This is a genomic window from Kiloniella laminariae (assembly GCF_027214005.1).
Lineage (GTDB): Bacteria > Pseudomonadota > Alphaproteobacteria > Kiloniellales > Kiloniellaceae > Kiloniella > Kiloniella laminariae_A.
In genome coordinates this window covers 91,700-109,211 of record NZ_JAPWGY010000001.1, presented here as the reverse complement: position 1 = coordinate 109,211, position 17,512 = coordinate 91,700, and the positions used below count along the sequence as shown (strand labels likewise).

Annotated in this window: 18 protein-coding genes; 12 read left to right on the top strand and 6 right to left on the bottom strand. The window is 50.7% G+C overall.

Annotated features, from left to right (window positions below; translation table 11 throughout):
• The first annotated feature begins 37 nt into the window (after window positions 1–37).
• The 5 genes from greA to O4H49_RS00495 all read left to right on the top strand — a co-directional run bounded on the left by greA (window position 38) and on the right by O4H49_RS00495 (window position 4,332).
• Entirely contained in the window at window positions 38–514 is a 477-nt protein-coding gene (greA, locus tag O4H49_RS00515; protein ID WP_020592536.1) for a transcription elongation factor GreA, read from the top strand.
• Between the two features lie 280 nt (window positions 515–794).
• Window positions 795–1,271 (top strand): LysR family transcriptional regulator, encoded by a 477-nt coding sequence (locus O4H49_RS00510; RefSeq protein ID WP_269421450.1) that lies wholly within the window; start codon window positions 795–797, stop codon window positions 1,269–1,271.
• Window positions 1,160–1,699 (top strand): LysR substrate-binding domain-containing protein, encoded by a 540-nt coding sequence (locus O4H49_RS00505; RefSeq protein WP_269422261.1) that lies wholly within the window; start codon window positions 1,160–1,162, stop codon window positions 1,697–1,699. The genes O4H49_RS00510 and O4H49_RS00505 overlap by 112 nt, the downstream gene beginning before the upstream one ends.
• A 340-nt stretch (window positions 1,700–2,039) precedes the next feature.
• Entirely contained in the window at window positions 2,040–3,737 is a 1,698-nt protein-coding gene (locus O4H49_RS00500; protein WP_269421449.1) for an amidohydrolase, read from the top strand.
• Window positions 3,738–3,825: 88 nt separating this feature from the next.
• Complete coding sequence (locus tag O4H49_RS00495; protein WP_269421448.1) at window positions 3,826–4,332, top strand: YqhA family protein; 507 nt, start codon at window positions 3,826–3,828, stop codon at window positions 4,330–4,332.
• Window positions 4,333–4,383: 51 nt separating this feature from the next.
• On the opposite strand, the gene O4H49_RS00490 is transcribed toward O4H49_RS00495, so the two are convergent.
• Window positions 4,384–4,551, bottom strand: coding sequence for a VOC family protein (locus O4H49_RS00490; RefSeq protein ID WP_269421447.1), 168 nt, complete (start codon window positions 4,549–4,551; stop codon window positions 4,384–4,386).
• Window positions 4,552–4,978: 427 nt separating this feature from the next.
• Between O4H49_RS00490 and O4H49_RS00485 the strand changes: the two genes are divergently transcribed.
• Complete coding sequence (locus O4H49_RS00485; protein WP_269421446.1) at window positions 4,979–5,545, top strand: histidine phosphatase family protein; 567 nt, start codon at window positions 4,979–4,981, stop codon at window positions 5,543–5,545.
• 56 nt (window positions 5,546–5,601) lie between these two features.
• Here O4H49_RS00485 and O4H49_RS00480 read toward each other — a convergent pair whose 3' ends face one another.
• Window positions 5,602–7,701, bottom strand: a complete 2,100-nt coding sequence (locus O4H49_RS00480) for a S9 family peptidase (protein WP_269421445.1) — start codon at window positions 7,699–7,701, stop codon at window positions 5,602–5,604.
• Between the two features lie 142 nt (window positions 7,702–7,843).
• Between O4H49_RS00480 and O4H49_RS00475 the strand changes: the two genes are divergently transcribed.
• Window positions 7,844–8,032: a DUF4169 family protein gene (locus O4H49_RS00475; RefSeq protein WP_269421444.1), complete on the top strand. Its 189-nt coding sequence runs from the start codon at window positions 7,844–7,846 to the stop codon at window positions 8,030–8,032.
• Window positions 8,033–8,141: 109 nt separating this feature from the next.
• On the opposite strand, the gene O4H49_RS00470 is transcribed toward O4H49_RS00475, so the two are convergent.
• A complete protein-coding gene (locus O4H49_RS00470) occupies window positions 8,142–8,795 on the bottom strand; it encodes a cell wall hydrolase (protein WP_269421443.1) in 654 nt (217 codons plus the stop codon).
• 876 nt (window positions 8,796–9,671) lie between these two features.
• Here O4H49_RS00470 and O4H49_RS00465 point away from each other — a divergent pair.
• The 5 genes from O4H49_RS00465 (at window position 9,672) to ung (ending at window position 14,568) form a co-directional block, all read left to right on the top strand.
• A complete protein-coding gene (locus tag O4H49_RS00465) occupies window positions 9,672–10,496 on the top strand; it encodes a hypothetical protein (RefSeq protein ID WP_269421442.1) in 825 nt (274 codons plus the stop codon).
• An 85-nt stretch (window positions 10,497–10,581) separates the two neighbouring features.
• Window positions 10,582–11,877 (top strand): FAD-dependent monooxygenase, encoded by a 1,296-nt coding sequence (locus tag O4H49_RS00460; protein WP_269421441.1) that lies wholly within the window; start codon window positions 10,582–10,584, stop codon window positions 11,875–11,877.
• 212 nt (window positions 11,878–12,089) lie between these two features.
• On the top strand, window positions 12,090–13,001 hold the full coding sequence (locus O4H49_RS00455; RefSeq protein WP_269421440.1) for a LysR family transcriptional regulator: 912 nt from the start codon (window positions 12,090–12,092) through the stop codon (window positions 12,999–13,001).
• 132 nt (window positions 13,002–13,133) lie between these two features.
• The gene (gene elbB, locus O4H49_RS00450; RefSeq protein WP_269421439.1) at window positions 13,134–13,793 is read left to right on the top strand and encodes an isoprenoid biosynthesis glyoxalase ElbB; all 660 of its coding nucleotides are present in this window, start codon (window positions 13,134–13,136) and stop codon (window positions 13,791–13,793) included.
• Window positions 13,794–13,854: 61 nt separating this feature from the next.
• On the top strand, window positions 13,855–14,568 hold the full coding sequence (gene ung / locus O4H49_RS00445) for a uracil-DNA glycosylase (RefSeq protein WP_269421438.1): 714 nt from the start codon (window positions 13,855–13,857) through the stop codon (window positions 14,566–14,568).
• A gap of 82 nt (window positions 14,569–14,650) precedes the next feature.
• On the opposite strand, the gene O4H49_RS00440 is transcribed toward ung, so the two are convergent.
• The 3 genes from O4H49_RS00440 to O4H49_RS00430 all read right to left on the bottom strand — a co-directional run bounded on the left by O4H49_RS00440 (window position 14,651) and on the right by O4H49_RS00430 (window position 17,503).
• Window positions 14,651–15,190, bottom strand: a complete 540-nt coding sequence (locus O4H49_RS00440; RefSeq protein WP_269421437.1) for a glycine cleavage system protein R — start codon at window positions 15,188–15,190, stop codon at window positions 14,651–14,653.
• 104 nt (window positions 15,191–15,294) lie between these two features.
• Window positions 15,295–16,446: an extracellular solute-binding protein gene (locus O4H49_RS00435; RefSeq protein WP_269421436.1), complete on the bottom strand. Its 1,152-nt coding sequence runs from the start codon at window positions 16,444–16,446 to the stop codon at window positions 15,295–15,297.
• A gap of 190 nt (window positions 16,447–16,636) precedes the next feature.
• Window positions 16,637–17,503, bottom strand: coding sequence for an ABC transporter permease (locus O4H49_RS00430; RefSeq protein WP_269421435.1), 867 nt, complete (start codon window positions 17,501–17,503; stop codon window positions 16,637–16,639).
• Window positions 17,504–17,512: the final 9 nt, after the last annotated feature.

The following is a 17,512-nucleotide window of genomic DNA, read 5'->3' as shown; positions in this document are numbered from 1 at the left end:
TTGCTGTTTGTATCAACGCCTGCGCCTGGAAACGCGAATGAGTGAAAAGTTCCCTATGACCAAGGAGGGCCTTGCCCGACTTGAAGAAGAGTTACGCAACCTCAAAGTGGTTGAACGGCCGACTGTTATTCGTGCAATTGCAGAAGCACGTGAGCACGGTGATCTCTCCGAGAACGCCGAATATCACGCTGCACGCGAAAAACAGAGCTTCATCGAAGGGCGCGTTCTGGAACTGGAAGCACGGATTTCCCGTGCCGAAGTCATTGACGTGGCCACCATGTCTGGCTCAACAGTCAAATTCGGCGCAACAGTGACCATTGCCGATGAGGACACCGACGAAGAGTCCACTTACCAACTGGTAGGAGACCTTGAAGCTGACGTTAAAGCCGGACGGATAGCCATTACTTCCCCTATCGCCCGTGCCATGATTGGCAAGGAAGAAGGCGATACGATTGAAGTCAGAACGCCCGCTGGTGACAAAGGCTATGAAATCGTAAAGATCCAGTATATCTAAGCGATCAAGTGCTGCAAAAAGCCCCGACCTCAACAGGACGGGGCTTTTTTTTGAGGCAGGAACGCGACTGAACTCGCAAGACAGACTGTTCCTGGACGACAGAATAAATTCCACCAGTATCCCCTCCTCTCCTGATACCCACATTGCTGCCACTTAAAGACAAAAAAATTTCATCACAGGAGAAACCGAAAATTTATATTTTCGGCCTAAGTTTAAGTATATTTTGCAGTTCAGGAAGAAACGCAGCAGCACAAATGATCCATTTCCATCAATTTTGCTCATGAACAGAAGATTCGGACGCCTCCCTCCCCTGACCTCGCTTGAAGGTTTCGAAGCCGCAGCCCGCCTCGGGAGTTTTTCCCTCGCTTCTGCAGAGCTGAACATCACCCAGTCTGCTGTGAGCCATCAGATCAAGGCACTGGAAGAGTTTTTTGGACAACCCCTGTTTCGCCGGGTGAAACGTTCGGTCATCCTGACTGATGCAGGCCGTGATTTCCTGGAAACTGCCACCAGAATGCTGGGCATCCTCTCTCAAGGGCAGCACCGTCTGGATCACTACCTCAAACCCGGTTCCGTTGTTCTGGCGACCACCCCCATGATCGCACGCAAATGGCTCCTCCCCCGCCTGAGCACACTCAAGGCAAGCTGCCCGGATATCCAACCCTGTGGGTCTACACCAGTGATGACTCTTTTGATCTCGAAAGCAGTGAAATCGATCTGGCCATTGTTTATGGCGATGGAAACTGGCCAGGAATAGAGGCCACCAGACTTTTCCCCGATTATCTGTCGCCACTTTGTGCACCAGGAATGCTCACGCCGGAACAAGCGATCACCACCCCGGCAGATCTGGCCTTCTATCCTCTTCTGCACGATGAAAGAAAAGACGATTGGCAGTCATGGCTCCATCTGGCAGGTGCAGCAGAACTTGATTTCATTACCGGTATGAACTTTAGCGATCCGGCTTTGGCTCTCGACGCCGCAACCCTGGGCCATGGCATTGTACTGGGCAGCCTGTCCATGGCCCGCGACCTGATCGAGGACGGCAGTCTCGTCAGGCTTTTTGACCTCATTCTCGAAACACAGGAAGCTTTCTACCTACTCCAACACCCGCGTTTTGCCAAACGCCCTTCTGCCGAGAAACTGCACAGCTGGATCCTCAAAAGCACGACAACACCCGGGATCTAGAACGCCAGCCCTTATCGCAAAAAAGAGCCGTTTTTTGTGACAGCTGGGTCGTTGATCCCGAAAACGATCTGCCTGCAATAGTTGCGGCCTGTGCCACCAGGATTTTCCCCATCAATATTCGTGATTTGTTATTCGAGCCCATCTTGGCAAGATCCCCTCCCGCATACCAGACCGGTTGTCTCAACTTTTCACCTATAGATTTTTTGCATCAATTCGATGAGGAAGTTTCACTTTTTTGTCGGGCAATCTGCAATTACCTATAGGCCTATACAAACAGGCAATATTCCAACACCATAAACCTCTATGGCTCTTGCCCTACCCATCCAGACAAAGGATAGACATGATGCCCGGACATCCTGCAATTTCACTCGCCTTGGCAGCTGCGCTCACCTTGTCGACATCCGGCACACAGGCTGCAGACCTGCTTATCACCAATGCCATGATTTACACGGTCAACCCCTCACAGCCTTGGGCTGAAGCGATGGTCGTGGACCAGGGCGAAATTATTTTTATCGGCAACGCGAAAGAAGCTGAATCTTTTTTAACAGAAACAACACAGATCATCGACCTGAACGGCAGATTTGTCATGCCGGGAATTCATGATGTTCATATGCATCCGCTTGAAGCAGGGAACCTTGCAGCTGGAACCTGCATGCTTGAAGCGGGCAGAGATCCTGAGACCTATCATGAGGAATTCATCGACTGCGCTCCCCGACAGATCGGCACAAACTGGGTGCTCGGCTGGGGACATTATATCGGGGATCTACTCGATACGGCACGTCCACCTGTCGAAATCCTTGATCAATCTATCCATAATCGTCCGGCACTGATGATGGAATTCACCTCTCATTCCCATTGGGCCAACAGCCAGGCACTGAAAGCTGCAGGCATCACAGCTGACACCCCCAATCCTCCCGGAGGGATCATTGTCAAAGATCCGGATACAGGCCACCCCAACGGTATCCTGATAGACAATGCCGGCATGATCATAGAGGCCAATGCCCATAAAAAAACGCCTGAGTTTTTGGGACTGATGTACGAAGGCTTACTGGAAAACCTCGAACTTCTTGCAGAAAATGGCATCACTTCAGTCGTTGATGCCCGCAGTTACTGGACCCGCGACCATCACACTGTCTGGCAACGAGCCGAACGTGAGGGAACCCTGACCGCCCGCGTCAACCTTGCACTCTGGGCTTATCCAGAACTTGGAAATGATCAGATGGAGACGATGAAATCTCTCTACTCTAACAATCCGGAAAGCTTGCTGAGAATCAATCAGGTCAAGGTTTACAGTGACGGCATTGTCGGCAACACCACCGCCAAGATGAAAGCCCCCTATAAAGTCAATCTTGGCCTGGGTATAGAAGGCAATAGAGGTCTCAACTATTTTAACGAAGATCGTTTGGCCCTCTTTATGGCCGAGCTGGAAAAAACCGGGTTCGATTTCCTGATTCATACTATTGGCGACCAGGCCGTCCACGAATCTCTGAACGCCATTGAACGCGTGCGCAACCAAAATGGCCTGCACATCGATCGACGCCACCGCCTGACCCATGTTGAAATTGCAGACCCGTTTGATTTACAACGATTCCAACAACTGGACGCCGTTGCAGATTTTCAAGTTGCTGGCGACTGGACTTTCCCCGAAGAATATGCGCCCGAAGGTGAACTGATCGGCCACCGCGCCGATAACCCCATCCCCCTTCGAAGCGTGTTTGACACTGGCGCCAGAATCACACTGAGCAGTGACTATGATGTCAGCCCGATGAATCCTTTTATTGGTATGGAACACGCTCTGACCCGAGGAGAAGAAGCCCTTCCCGATCTGTCTGCTGTCATCAAGGCTTACACCATCAACGGTGCATATACCATGAGACAAGAGGATCGCGCGGGTTCTCTTGAAGTCGGGAAACTTGCTGACTTTATCGTTCTTGATCAAAATCTGTTCGACATTCCCACTGAAGACATCAGCAAGACAAGGGTTCTTGCAACTTTTCTAGAAGGCGAGAACATCTATCAGGACGAAGGATTAGACTAAGCGTGCCACCATATAAAAGGCATCTGCTTTCTCCGGCAGGTGCCTTTTGTGTATAATGAGAGATGTCCTTCAAACAGAGAGTTTTTCGATGAAATGGATCCTGCCTTTCAGATACATCAGCCTCGTTGCGACAGCCTTTTCAATGATCGGCTCGATTTTTCTGTTTTATCTTGGTAGCTACAAAACCTACACAGCCATCGTAAATTATTTCCAGAAAAACCTGCCCGAAGAATACAGTCATTTAAGCGATGCAGAAGTCGCGTTGGTTGGCATCGTCGAAGCAGTCGACACTTTCCTCTTTGGTCTCGTGTTATTGATCCTCGCGTGTGGTATTTACCGGATTTTCGTTCTCGGCGTCTCGCAGCCAGACAACGAGCAAGAGGCCTCAAATAATCCACACTCCAACTCCTGGTGGCATATCAGCACTGTTACCGAGCTAAAAGCTCTTTTGCTGGAGATCGTGATTGTCATCCTTGCTGTCCTGTTCCTGAAGTCCATCTTGCTTGAACAGATGACATGGGAATTGCTGATCATGCCATTGGGCGCTCTGTTCCTGGCGATTATCCTCTATCTCTTCAAGAAAATGCCTCACTGACTGCTTCAGGCTGCTTCCTGCGCTCCGCTACAACAATTCAGGATCATCTCATCACAGAAGAGCCGTCGGGGCACTGATGTCCAGAACCGTTCCATCAGGATCACGAACAAGCATTCGCCTCTGTCCGTAGGGCATATCAGTCGGTTTTTCGACAATCTCCGCATGCATTCGCAGAGCCTGCTGGTAAAGCGCATCGCAGTCCAAAACGACAAACGTCATGATGACGCCGGCAGGCATGCACCGTACGGCCTCGGGTACTATTTGATGATCGCTGTAATATCCCGTACTCCAGCCCGTCAATATCAGGGTGGGTCAGGATGACAAACCAATCAGAATCAAAATGCCGGGTCATCCCCAGAAGCTCTTCATAAAACTTCGCAGACACAGCCACGTTCTCGCTCAGAATATTGACAAAGGCCCGTTGCATCAGAATCAGCTCCATAAATATTTTTATAATCTGTTTCTTCAAAGTCCTTACAGCATTTCTCCAGCAATTAACATCGTTGGCCCTGTGCGACATACACAACGGCACATGATGCCCGGCGGAAATTCAGTGGACAGATTGTTGTTGCCTTGCCTTGAACGTTTTATAGATTGATCCCCCCGGCTCATTTGACAGACCGCCTATTGGAATCAAGATATCTTTATGCACCAGACACTCCACCCTGCTCCCTTCTACTACATCCGCCACGGCCAGACCGATTGGAACATTATTCATCGAATGCAAGGGCATACGGATGTTCCTCTGAATGAAACCGGAATTGCCCAGGCTCACTCTGCTGCCGAGACAATCCGTAATATCGACATTACCACGATTTGTTCCAGCCCGCTGTCACGCGCGCTTGAAACAGCAAAAATTCTGCAAAAAGCATGTGGAGCCAAGTTGGAAATTCTTGAAGAGCTCAAAGAATGCTGTTTTGGGGAGCACGAAGGACAATTGGGTCACGATTGGTTATCCGACTGGGAAGAAGGACATTTCACCCCGAAAGGTGCAGAGAGTTATCGTGACTTTATTGCTCGCTCCACTGCTGCCATAAACCAGGCCCTCACCCGCCCCGGACCTGTACTTATTGTCGCCCACGGCGGCATCTACTGGGCAGTTATGGAGCATGCCGGATACGAAAAGGGTGCAACCCTTCCCAACTGTACCCTTGTGCAGAACATCCCGCCTTCACAAGACAAACCGGTCTGGCAACAAAAATTTATCCCCTAGATGACAAGTGCGACAAAGGCCAGGTTAGCCTTGACCTTTGTCAGATTCTGTCTCCCTTACACCGCGAAGACCTTCAGAAGGAAAGCATCCATCAACGCCACCTCCTTCAGCCGTTCGAAACGCCCCGAGGCGCCGCCATGCCCGGCAGACATATTGGTCTTGAACAACAGCAGGTTATTGTCGGTTTTCAGTTCACGCAGTCTGGCCACCCATTTTGCCGGCTCCCAATAGGTCACACGAGGGTCGCTCAACCCTGCCGTAACCAGCATGTTTGGATAATCCTGGGCAGTGACATTATCAACGGGAGAATAGGAACGGATATATTCATAAGCCGCAATATCCGTGATCGGATTGCCCCATTCCGGCCATTCAGGCGGCGTCAAAGGCAGACTGGCATCTGACATGGTGGTCAGCACATCGACAAACGGCACATCAGCAACCACTGCCTTGAACAGATCTGGTCGCTGATTGCTGACGACGCCCATCAGCATTCCACCCGCACTGCCGCCGTGGGCGGCAATACGGCCCGCCGAGGTAAAGCCTTCTTTTATCAGATGTTCTGCTGCCGCGATAAAATCGAGGAAAGTGTTTTTCTTTTTCAGCATCTTTCCTTCTTTGTACCAGCCATAGCCTTTATCCGTGCCGCCGCGAATATGAGCGATCGCGTAGACAAAGCCACGGTCGACCAGAGAGAAGCTGTTGCGCTGGAACCCTGCAGGTATAGCGTTCCCATAGGAACCATAGGCATAAAGAAGCAGGGGAGCCTCGCCAGCAAGTTCAGTGTCCTTGCGGTAAAGGATCGAGATCGGCACCAAAGCGCCATCATGAGAAGGGGCCATCAGGCGCCGGACGATATAATCTTCCGAATTGTGACCACTGGGAATCTCGTCTTCCTTGCGCAGCACCCGCTCCCGGCTGGCCATGTCATAGTCATACACTCGTGAAGGCGTTGAAAGAGAAGAATAGGAAAAGCGCAGATTGGTGGTTTTGAACTCATACCCGCCAGACATTCCCAGACTGTAGGCTTCTTCATCAAACGAAATCTGGTGTTCCTCGCCATCAACAAAGCTGGTGATAACAATTCGAGGCAAGCCCTCAACCCGCTCCAGACGCGCCATAAATTTCTCGAACACAATCAGGCTCAAAACAAGCACACCTGGCTTATGCGAGAGCAAATCCTGCCAATGCTCCTGTGATGGTGTGGCAATTGGTGCCGTGCAGATTTTAAAATCCTCAGCTCCGTCTGCGTTTGTTAAAATCAGAAGGCGGTCATCGTGGTCACTGACTTCATACTCCAGCCCAGTCTGACGTGGGGCGACCACTGCCGGAGCTGTTGCCGGTGTATTTGCAGGAATCAAATGGACTTCTGATGTCTGGTGATCATGGGCAAGTATTTGGATAAAACGGCCAGATTCACTCTTGCCGACCCCAACAAAAAACCCGGCATCCGGTTCTTCATAAACCTGGACATCAAGGTTTTCATCATCTCCAAGAAGGTGGCGTAACACTTTTGAGGGGCGGTGATTCTCATCCAGTACCGTATAGAACAGTGTCCGGTTATCTGCAGCCCAAACCACAGCTCCCGAGGTATTCTCGATCAGATCGTCCAGCTCGGCTCCGGTTTCCAGATCGCGGACTTTCAGGCTGTAATATTCCGACCCCTTCTCATCCACGCTGTAGGCAAGGTATCGGTGATCCGGACTGTGTACACAGCTGGCCAGCTGGAAATAGTCCTTCCCTTCTGCTTCCCTGTTGCCATCAAGCAGCACAACTTCATCAGCAAGGCCATCCCGCTTTTTACGACAGAAAATCGGGTGCTGAGCACCTTCTTCGTAACGCGTGTAATACAACCAGGGCCCATCTGGAGACGGTACAGAAGAATCATCTTCCTTGATCCGCCCCTTCAATTCCTCAAACAGCTTCTGTTTCAGCTCTTCCTGATCAGCCATCACGGCTTCACAATATCCATTTTCCTGTTCCAGATAATCGCGGATATCCGGTGCCAGCCTGGTGGGCTCCCGCATGACCTCTTGCCAGTTCTCCGCCCTCAACCAGGCATAGCTGTCCTCTCTCTGCTGCCCGTGCATCTCATGCACAAAGGGTTTCTTTTCAGCTTTCGGGGCAAGGCTATTCACAGAAATGGTCGGGGTCGTCATAATGGCTCCGTCTAACTTCATAAAACTCTGGTGTCGTAGCTTTAAATGGTTACATCATGCCAGGAAACAATAAAGGTAGACCGAGAGCGTCTAAAAGTTATCAGCGTACAGCCCTGAGTTCTTTTTCTGAGGAAAATTCTGAATGCCCAAGGTCATCAATCTCAACCAGGCACGCAAGCAAAAAGCCCGGGCGGACAAGGCAACCCGGGCAGCGGATAATCGCATTGCCTTTGGCAGAACAAAAGCCGAAAAAGAAGCCACCAAAGCTGAAGAAGTACGTCACCAGAAACAACTTGATGCGCACAGACTGGGCAAAGACAAATCCGAATAGAGCCTGAAAAAAGAGAGATGTCGCCGACAATCCCCATTAAAAAAGCGCCCGAACGAGGCGCTTTCTTTATTATAGCGATACAGTCATTGGCCAGACTGATCTGCTCCTTTTAATCATCCAGCTCCAGAGCTGCCACTTCGAGATCGTCGTCGCTTTTCTCGCGATAGAAAATATGACGTCCAATGGTCGGGCCTTCATCAAAAGCTTCCCGCCACTTCGGTGCAACATAATCCGCATGATACCAAAGAGCCCCTTCGCTGACGTCTTTGGACAGCCCCCAATAGACATAACGGGCCAGCTTCATTGCCTCATCCCAGGCAACCTGATTGGTGATTTCGTCCTTACGTCCATCGCACCACCAGGAAAACTGACAGCTGTTGGACTGTTTTGCCCCACCTTGCTGAACAACTTCGCAAATGGTCGACGGAAAACGCTCACTCGCCACACGATTGAGAACAACATGCGCAACAGCACGTCTGCCACCGACAGTTTCGCTACGTGCCTCGAAATAGATATTCTGCGCCAGACAAGCCAGCTCAGTATCGACAGCTGCTTCTGTTGGCCGGCGGCGGGCAAGCTCAGGCTGCACCGCATATTCCCTTGCAAGGACCAGCACATCAACAGGGGCGATAAAATCACTCGCTGAAACCTGTACAGCCGGCTTTGTTACGGACGACTCAGGTGCAAGAACACCTGCACAGATCGTAGCGGCAAACATAAATGAAGACAGGCCATACCAATGCCCCCGGAATCGTCCCCTCATCCGGTAACCCGAAAGTTTAATCTGTCGTAAACCACGTCGCATAGAAGTACCTCAGTTCATCACTTCAGCAGCTTTTAAAGCCCGTGCCCACACAGCCTGGATCATTAGTGAGCTTGACCCTGAAATAGGGTCGTTTTTTTCGATGCAAACACCCCCGGTGTCTGCTGCCCAATTCTTTACAAGAGATTAACAGCAAGAGTCAAAGAAATATTTATCATGAATTCGCGCAAAAATTCCGTTAAAATATTTGTTCACTCAAGAATTACACGACCTCAATTTACCATTTACTTCAAAAAAATTGGTTTTACTTTAAATAAAAAATAAATATCCATGCAGTAGCCGCATAGTTCCTATGCTTGAAAATGAAACCTCTGTTGAATTATTACCCGAAATGAGCAAACAGATTATCGCCACAATTATAAGATTATATTCTTATATATTTTGCTATAAAACACAATATTTTCACAAAATAAGGTATATTTACCTATTTTTGTGAATCTGCGTTTTTACTTGGCAGCAAATTCAAGAGGTATAAAGCTGGCCAACCCTCCCTCTCTATCAACCAGAAACAAGAACTTAACCTCGTTAACCTTTTTACTTAAAACACAGGAAAGCAGCTGAAAATTACTGTCTCCTCCAATATTTATATGTACCTCGCCGGAGGGGTTTTCCACCCTTGCGGCTTGAGACATCCAGACCGCTTTCTGACATCTAAAAATAGCTTTTCACCTTCGGCACAACGTCCCTGACACAGTGAAGGTTAAGTAATATTGCGATGAAGGTCAGGACTGCACTCTCCTGCGAAAAGACATTCAGGTAGATTTTTTCTCCCTTAAATGCTAAGCCGCTAGCTATCGGAAACCGGGATTCAAAACCATGAACAAAGCGATCAAAATAGCCAGCATCACACTTATTACTATCGCCCTGCTGATCGTTGGTGGATTTATTTTTATATATTCCTCTCTCGACTCTGTGATCAAAACCGCTGTTGAAAGCATCGCGTCAGACATGACCCAAACCCGTGTCGAGCTTGGTGACGTCCAGATCTCTCCAACAACCGGAGAAGGCCGTCTCCAGGGTTTTGTTATGGGAAATCCAGATGGTTACAAGGCGAATCAAGCTCTTCAGTTTGAAGAAATCACCGTCAAGGTAGACATGTCCACGCTGACCTCAGATGTTGTGGTGATTAATGAAGTACGTATCCTTGCGCCCCATATCACCTATGAACTCGGACCTGAGGAAAGCAACATTGACACGATTAACAGGAATACCCAGTCCTACAGTGTCAACAGCAGTTCCGACAGTAGCGAAGGCCCCGGAAAAGAGTTCATCGTCGAACATCTCTACCTGAATGACGGAGAAATATCAGTAACCGCCGCACCACTCGGAGATAAAACCATTGACCTCGCCCTTCCCGACATCCACCTGAAAGACATTGGCAAAAACGACAAAGGCGCTAGCCCGGAAGTTATCCTCCAGGCCGCGTTGGGTGCCGTTACCAAAAACATCACAGGTGCCGTCGGTAGAATTGACCTCAAGGGCCTCGCTGGTGATGTTGCCAAGGGTGTAACCGATGGCGTCTCGGCTGTGACCGATACTGTTGGCAGCAGTGTCGAAGGAGCTGCAACAGGCACCGCAGACACGGTCAAGGGCGCAGCAGACAGTGCAGGCAACGCCTTAAAAGGTCTTCTTGGTAACTAGGATAACTGCGACAAAACCACTCTTGCTGTCCAACAGCAGCAAGAGTATCTCAAGATCACGATAAACTTGCAGGAACCGAGCAGTCATGCCACCAAGACAGATGACAGATTCGTCCTCATCATCGCGCTCCAGCCAATCTGAACCGATCACAAGCCAGGTTCAGATTGTCGGAGGCGGTCTGGCAGGACTGAGCCTTGCGGCGGCCCTGGGATCTGCAGGCATAACAACCCTTCTTGTTGATCAGGAAGCCCCGGTTTCAGCTGCGGCGTACAGTGAAGCCACTGACAACCGGACCACGGCTCTGATTCTCAATTCAATCAACCTGCTGAAAGCCTGTGGGGCCTGGGAAGGCTGTGAGGAATACGCGACAGCCCTGACTGTCATGCGCATTATCAACTTGCCTCGGGGGCGGCAGACCAAAGCCAGCACCACGGATTTTGATTCCCGCGAAACCGAAACCAGCCCCTTTGGCTATAATGTTCCCAATGCTGTTTTACGTAGGGTGTTATGCCAGCGTCTGGCCCAGTTATCCTCAGTCACACATTTAACCCAGACCAAAATGGATGGCATGCGCTCCTCGGAAGACGGCTGGCTTCTGGCGCTCTCTGATAGCAGCAAGGCAACAGCCCAGCTCACCGTCGGTGCGGATGGAAAGAATTCTCTCTGTCGCAAGACCGCAGGTATCAGAAGTATGTCCTGGCCCTACCCGCAAACGGCCATAACCTGCTACATTGAACACAGCAAGCCGCACCGGAACGTTTCGACAGAAACCCACTATCCTGCCGGGCCCTTCACTCTGGTCCCCATGATGGGTAATCGCTCTTCTATTGTCTGGGTTGAAGAAACCCGTCTGGCCCGGAAATTACTGCAGCAAGATGAGGCAACCTTCAGCAAGGCGCTGATCGAAAAGATTGGCGGGCGACTTGGAAGTGTAAAGCTTTTTGGCCGCCGTGGGGGCTTTCCTCTTTCGGCAATGCTGAGCAACAGTTTCCATGGCCCCCGACTGGCGCTTGTCGCTGAAGCGGCTCACGCCCTTCCCCCCATCGCTGCGCAGGGGCTTAATCTGAGTTTACGAGACATCGCTGTCCTGGCAGAAGCCCTGATCGACCAGCACAACAACCGGCTTGATCTGGGTGACAGCACCCTGTTAGAGGACTATGACCGGGCTCGTCGCCTCGACGTGGTTACCCGGATGGCGGCAGCAGATGGCTTAAACCGCTTTGCCTCAAACGACAGCGGCATTCTGCACGGAATTAGGGGGCTGGGGCTGGCTGCCATTCGCAACTTCCCCCCCCTCCGTCAGTTCATGATGAATACCGGCATGCGTTCTCCGGGAGGCACCCCCGCATTGATGACTGGAAAAAAAATCTCTCCGGAGTGAAACTGGTTCTGATAAATCGCCCTCGAGCAATAGCGTTTCGTCGCACAACAGAACAAGAAGGACGTATTCACCCTAGCGCTGGCCAATATATTCCTTATAAACAAAGGGGATATATTGTATATATTCAAAGGGCACCGCTGACACCTGCGGGTTCAGTATCGCCGTAATTAAGAAAAGCAACACGTCGATCACAGGGGATTAAGGCATTGGACTTGCGCCAACTTGAATTACTCTGCGCTCTGGCCCGGGAAAAGCATTTCGGTCGCGCAGCAAAAAACTGCAACATATCCCAACCAGCTTTTTCAGCGCGTATTCGCCAGTTGGAAAATGAACTGGGAGTCCCTATTGTCCAAAGGGAACGATCCTTTCAAGGCCTGACCACAGAAGGTGAACTCGTTGTTACCACGGCCCAGCGTATTCTGGCGGAAGCCCGGACACTCAAGCAATCCCTGAGTCAGATGAGCAAGGGTCTTGCAGGACATCTCCGGATCGGTGCCATTCCCTCTGCCATGCCGATGATGTCGCTGATCAAAAACCCCTTCTGTGCTGCCCATCCCAATATCACCATTTCACTGTTATCCCTCTCCTCAGTCGAGATTCAGCTTGGGCTTGAAAAATTTGATCTGGAAGTCGGTGTCACTTACCTGAGCAAGGAACTAACCGGAAATATAGAAACACACGAACTCTACCAGGAAGAGTATTCGCTGATACACAATGCCAATGGCCCTTTGAAGGACCGGAAAAGCATTACCTGGCAGGAAGCAGCGGAACTTCCTCTCAGCCTGCTGACACCGGACATGCAGTATCGCCGGATCATCGACAAGACTTTTGAAGAACTCGATTGTCATATTACCCCGCATACACAAACCAACTCGATCACCCAGCTTCTGCATGAAACCAGGTTCGGGAACACATCCAGCATTGTCCCCATCGGTCTTATTCACGTGTTGCGAAACCTGGACGGCGTTGTTGCCATCCCTCTTTCCGAGCCCCGGTTGATCAATAAAATTGCGATGGTTATTGCCAAACGCGAACCCGGATCCCCCATAGCCCTGGAGTTTTTTAAACACACCAAGCGCCAGGATGTCCAGAAACTGCTCAGGGAAGCGTCAGAGAAAAACTAATGGTTACCCAATTGACTTTCGCCCATAGGGAGAAATCAATCTAAGCCGATGATTATCCGGGATTTTTCAGATCGATCCTGTTAATCTCTCTACAGGATTTTCTGTAGAGATCGATCGGTTTTGGAGAAGCATATGAGTGTAAAAGTCGCCATCATCCTGTCAGGCTGTGGATTTCTGGATGGAGCTGAGATCCACGAAGCTGTCATGACGCTCTATGCCTTACAGAAACTTGGCGCAAAAACTTTCTGTTTTGCCCCTGACATTGACCAGCGTGATGTGGTCAACCACCTGACGGGCGAAATCGCCAAAAATGAAAAAAGAAATGTTCTGGTTGAATCTGCCCGTATTGCCCGGGGACAAATCCAGGATATTGCAGCGTTTGACCCGGAACAATTTGACGCCATGGCTCTCCCTGGTGGTTTCGGAGCGGCAAAAAATCTCTCAAGCTTCGCTTCTGACGGAGCCGCCTGCAGTATCAATCCCGATGTAGAGAGCGCGATCAGGGGCATGATCAAACTCAACAAGCCTGTCGCAGCCCTTTGCATCTCTCCGGCGGTTGTTGCCCGGTTATATACTTCACCAACTCTGACCATTGGTCAGGATGTGGAAACGGCGAATACGCTCGAGGCCATGGGCGCCCGCCATGAAACCACAGGACACGGTGAAGTTGTTGTCGATCGCACCAACAAGCTCGTGACCACCCCTTGCTACATGCTTGATGCAACAGTTCCCGATATTGCCTGCGGGGCCGAGAATGCGATGAGTGTCCTCCTCACCCTTATTGACGACTGATATTGCCGACTGGCCCTGTCAGACTGTTTCCCGCCGGGAATAAATTTGATATTCAGGATAGATGACTGATCAGATTAAACTGGACGAAAGCTGGAAAACCCAGCTCGCCTCAGAATTCAACAAAGACTACATGCGGAATCTGAAAGCTTTTCTCCAGCAGCAAAAGCAGCAGGGGAAAACCATATTTCCGCGTGGGAAGGAATACTTCCAGGCCCTGAACCTCACCCCGCTCGAACAGGTCAAACTCGTGATCCTGGGTCAGGATCCCTATCATGGCCCCGGGCAGGCGCATGGCTTGTGTTTTTCTGTCAAACCTGGCGTTCCGACCCCACCATCCCTCAAGAATATCTACAAAGAGATGGCGCAGGACCTGGCCATAGAACAGCCTTCCCATGGCTGTCTTCTGCCCTGGGCGCAACAAGGTGTGCTCTTGCTTAATGCTGTACTGACCGTAGAACAACATAAGGCAGGATCGCATCAAGGGAGAGGCTGGGAACTCTTCACCGACAAAATTATTGAAATATTGAATCGGTCACATGACGGTCTGGTCTTTTTACTCTGGGGTAGTTATGCCCAGAAAAAAGGCGCGGCCATCGACCGGAATCGCCATCTTGTCCTGCAGTCACCCCACCCCTCACCTCTGTCAGCTCACAGAGGCTTTTTTGGCAACGGCCATTTTTCAAAGGCCAACCATTATCTGGAGCAACAGGGAAAGAAACCGGTTAACTGGCTTCTGCCGCAGATATCCGAAATCGATTTTGACGGGGCGCTCTGACCGGGCGCTCTAATACCGCAATAAACAAAGGGCACAGTCAACAACCATGCCCTTTGCTAAACAGTCAAAGCCTGATTACAGCCTAGATCTGGACAACACTGCCTTCCAGATCATCCATGGTGATATCAACCATCAATTCGTTGGCAAGGTCTTCCAGTTCATCCCGGATGCTTTCAACTGACACATCCACGGGCACCGAGATATTGATATCTGCGCTGAAAATTCTTTCTGACGACATGGCACCATCCCTGCAGTCAGTAGAAATGCTGCTGATTCCGATATTCTTGGTCGCCAAAGCATGGGAAATGTCGTGAACGATACCGGGGTGATCCGGTCCAAGCACCTCAAGGTGGAGTGCTTTTTGCGGCCCTTCATCAACACCTGACGTTTCATGCGCAATAACCAGCTGCAGGCTATCTCCGGTCAAATGCTGCAAAGCGGCTTCCATACTAACAAGCTGCTCTTCAGGCACAGAAACCCGGAGGATACCAGCAAAATACCCAGACAGTCTGGACATCCGGCTTTCCAGCCAGTTCCCGCCATGGTCCGTGATCGTGGCTGATAGCTGGTCGACCAAGCCGGAACGATCTGTCCCAATAACCGTCATGATGATATTCGCCATATGCCAATTCCTTTCAGCCACGCTTAAAAAAATCAGTATACAATGCTGACACAGATTCAATTAAACAAATACGACTTTTTTTCCTTATTTTTTGACATATAATTTCAAGAATTGAGATACTCTTTGAGTGCTTTCTGCTTCAAAGCCGCGAACCATTCAGGCTCAGCTTTCCACCAATAGAGATTTTCCAGTGCGTTTTCCTGCTGATAGAGGTCACGAAACCGCTTGCTTCCTGCCCCATCCATTTCGCCCTCGGCCCCAAGGGCAGCACTATGGAATCCCGAATGAGCACTATAGAGGGCTGCAGCTTTTGGTGAGATCAGCCAGTTCATCAGTTGATAGGCCTGATCAACATTTTTTGCCTGCGCCGGGACAGCCATTGCCCCCTGCCAGGCCAGACCACCTTCTTTGGGCAACAGGAACCGGAAGCGATTGTTGCTTTCTTCCGACAGTGCCGCTGCTGTCCCCTCCCAGGCTTGTCCGATGACACATCCCTGCTCAAGAAAAGCCGCCCTCAATTCCTGGCTGTCGCGCCAGAACTGGTGCACATGGGATTTATAGGCACGGGCGAACCCGAGAGCATCAGCAAAAACTTCGTTGGCATTTTCTGGATTTTGATAGGCGTTATCCAGACGCTCCCCGGTACCATCCAGCATCAGCGCCATCACCATCAAGGCCGACATCGGTCGAACCGTCATCAGGCCGCGGTTTATATCTGACCAGAGATCCGACCAGGACAGCTTACCCGGAAGATACTCGCGCCGATGGCTGTCATAAGCCACCCCTTCCACCCCCCAGTTGAAAGGCATGGCATAGCGACGGCCACGATACCGCGCCCCAAGATCCATTGATTTTTCCAAAAACCCAGGTCTAATCCGCTCCAGTTGAAGCTTGCTTTCATCAAGCATCTGTAACAGCCCTGCCGCATGCCAGCCTTTAAGCGCTGTTGTCGTCGGGAAGACCAGATCCACAGTCTCCCCTTTTGCAGCAACCAGTCTATCGAGCGCTTCTGCGTTTGAACGATAGGTAACAAGCCGGATCTGAATCCCAGTGTCTTCTTTGAAAGCGGTAATCATCTGATCACTGATCTGCCCCTGCCACCCCCAGACAGATATCTCCTCGGATGCAGCCCCTGCCGCTGATTTTCTGCCCAGAAGAGGAATACTCGCGCCCCCCAGAAGCATGGCAGCGTTCTTTAAAAGGCCACGACGGGTAAACATCCTTGCTGTAGTCAGGGTTTTCAACGTTTCGTTCACCGGTATCCTGTCCCTTTTATCTATTATCAGGATTTGCCAATTTCAGGCCTGCCTGTCCCTCGGATCAAAGCTTTACCGCATCCAGCGCTATCATGCAGGATATTTTTGTGAAAAACGAAGGTCAAAAAAAAGGCCGGGCGATCAAGCCCGGCCAGACATCGTGGGAGCGACGTGTCCCTCAGTAAGCTTTTTATTCCGGTGCAGCCGTACGATCACGTTGGACAAAAACAGAAATCAGGGCCAGCCCGCCGGAGACCACCATCAGCATCAGAGATGCCGCATTCAAAGCAGGAGTAGATCCCTGTTTAAGGCGATCGAACATGGTGATCGTCAAAGGAGAATCTGAGCCCACCAGCATCAGGGTGGTATTGAAGTTTTCAAACGACATCAGAAAACAGACAATCCCTGCACCGATCATCGCAGGCTTGAGAAACGGCAGGGTAATGGTCTGTACCGCTTCCCACTTGGTCGCCCCGAGATTAAGCGCAGCCTCTTCCAGACTGGTGTCAAACTTGCGCAAACGGGCAGAAATCACCAGCGTCGTAATCGTTGTGACAAAGGCAAATTGTCCGAGGATTACCAGGAACAGGCCCGGGCGTAATATATCCAGCTCAAACCCGAACAGATCCTCAATGCCGTTCACCAGAGAGTTGGCAAAAACCAGCATGGAAATCCCCAGAATCACCCCCGGCACCACCAATGGCATCAGGGCGACGATGTAGAGAATATTCTTGAAAGGGAAAGAGTGGCGCTCGAACAGGAAAGCATTACAGGTCCCTACGGCGACAGCCATCAAGGTCACGCAGATCGCAATGAAGGCAGAGTAGCCGATACTCTCCAGAAGCTGTGAATCATGAAAAACACCAACGCGGGGAGATTCTGTACCCAGGAACCAGTCAAAGGTTATCCCGTTCCAGGGCATGGAAGGGAAAAGGCTGTCGTTGAATGCGAAGACCCCGACCACGACCAGAGGAGCCGCCAGATAGAGAAAGAACAGCGTGACATAAGCGGCATAAAGCCGGGTGCTGAACTTGGATTGTGGTATGGATGGTATCATTGTCCCGCT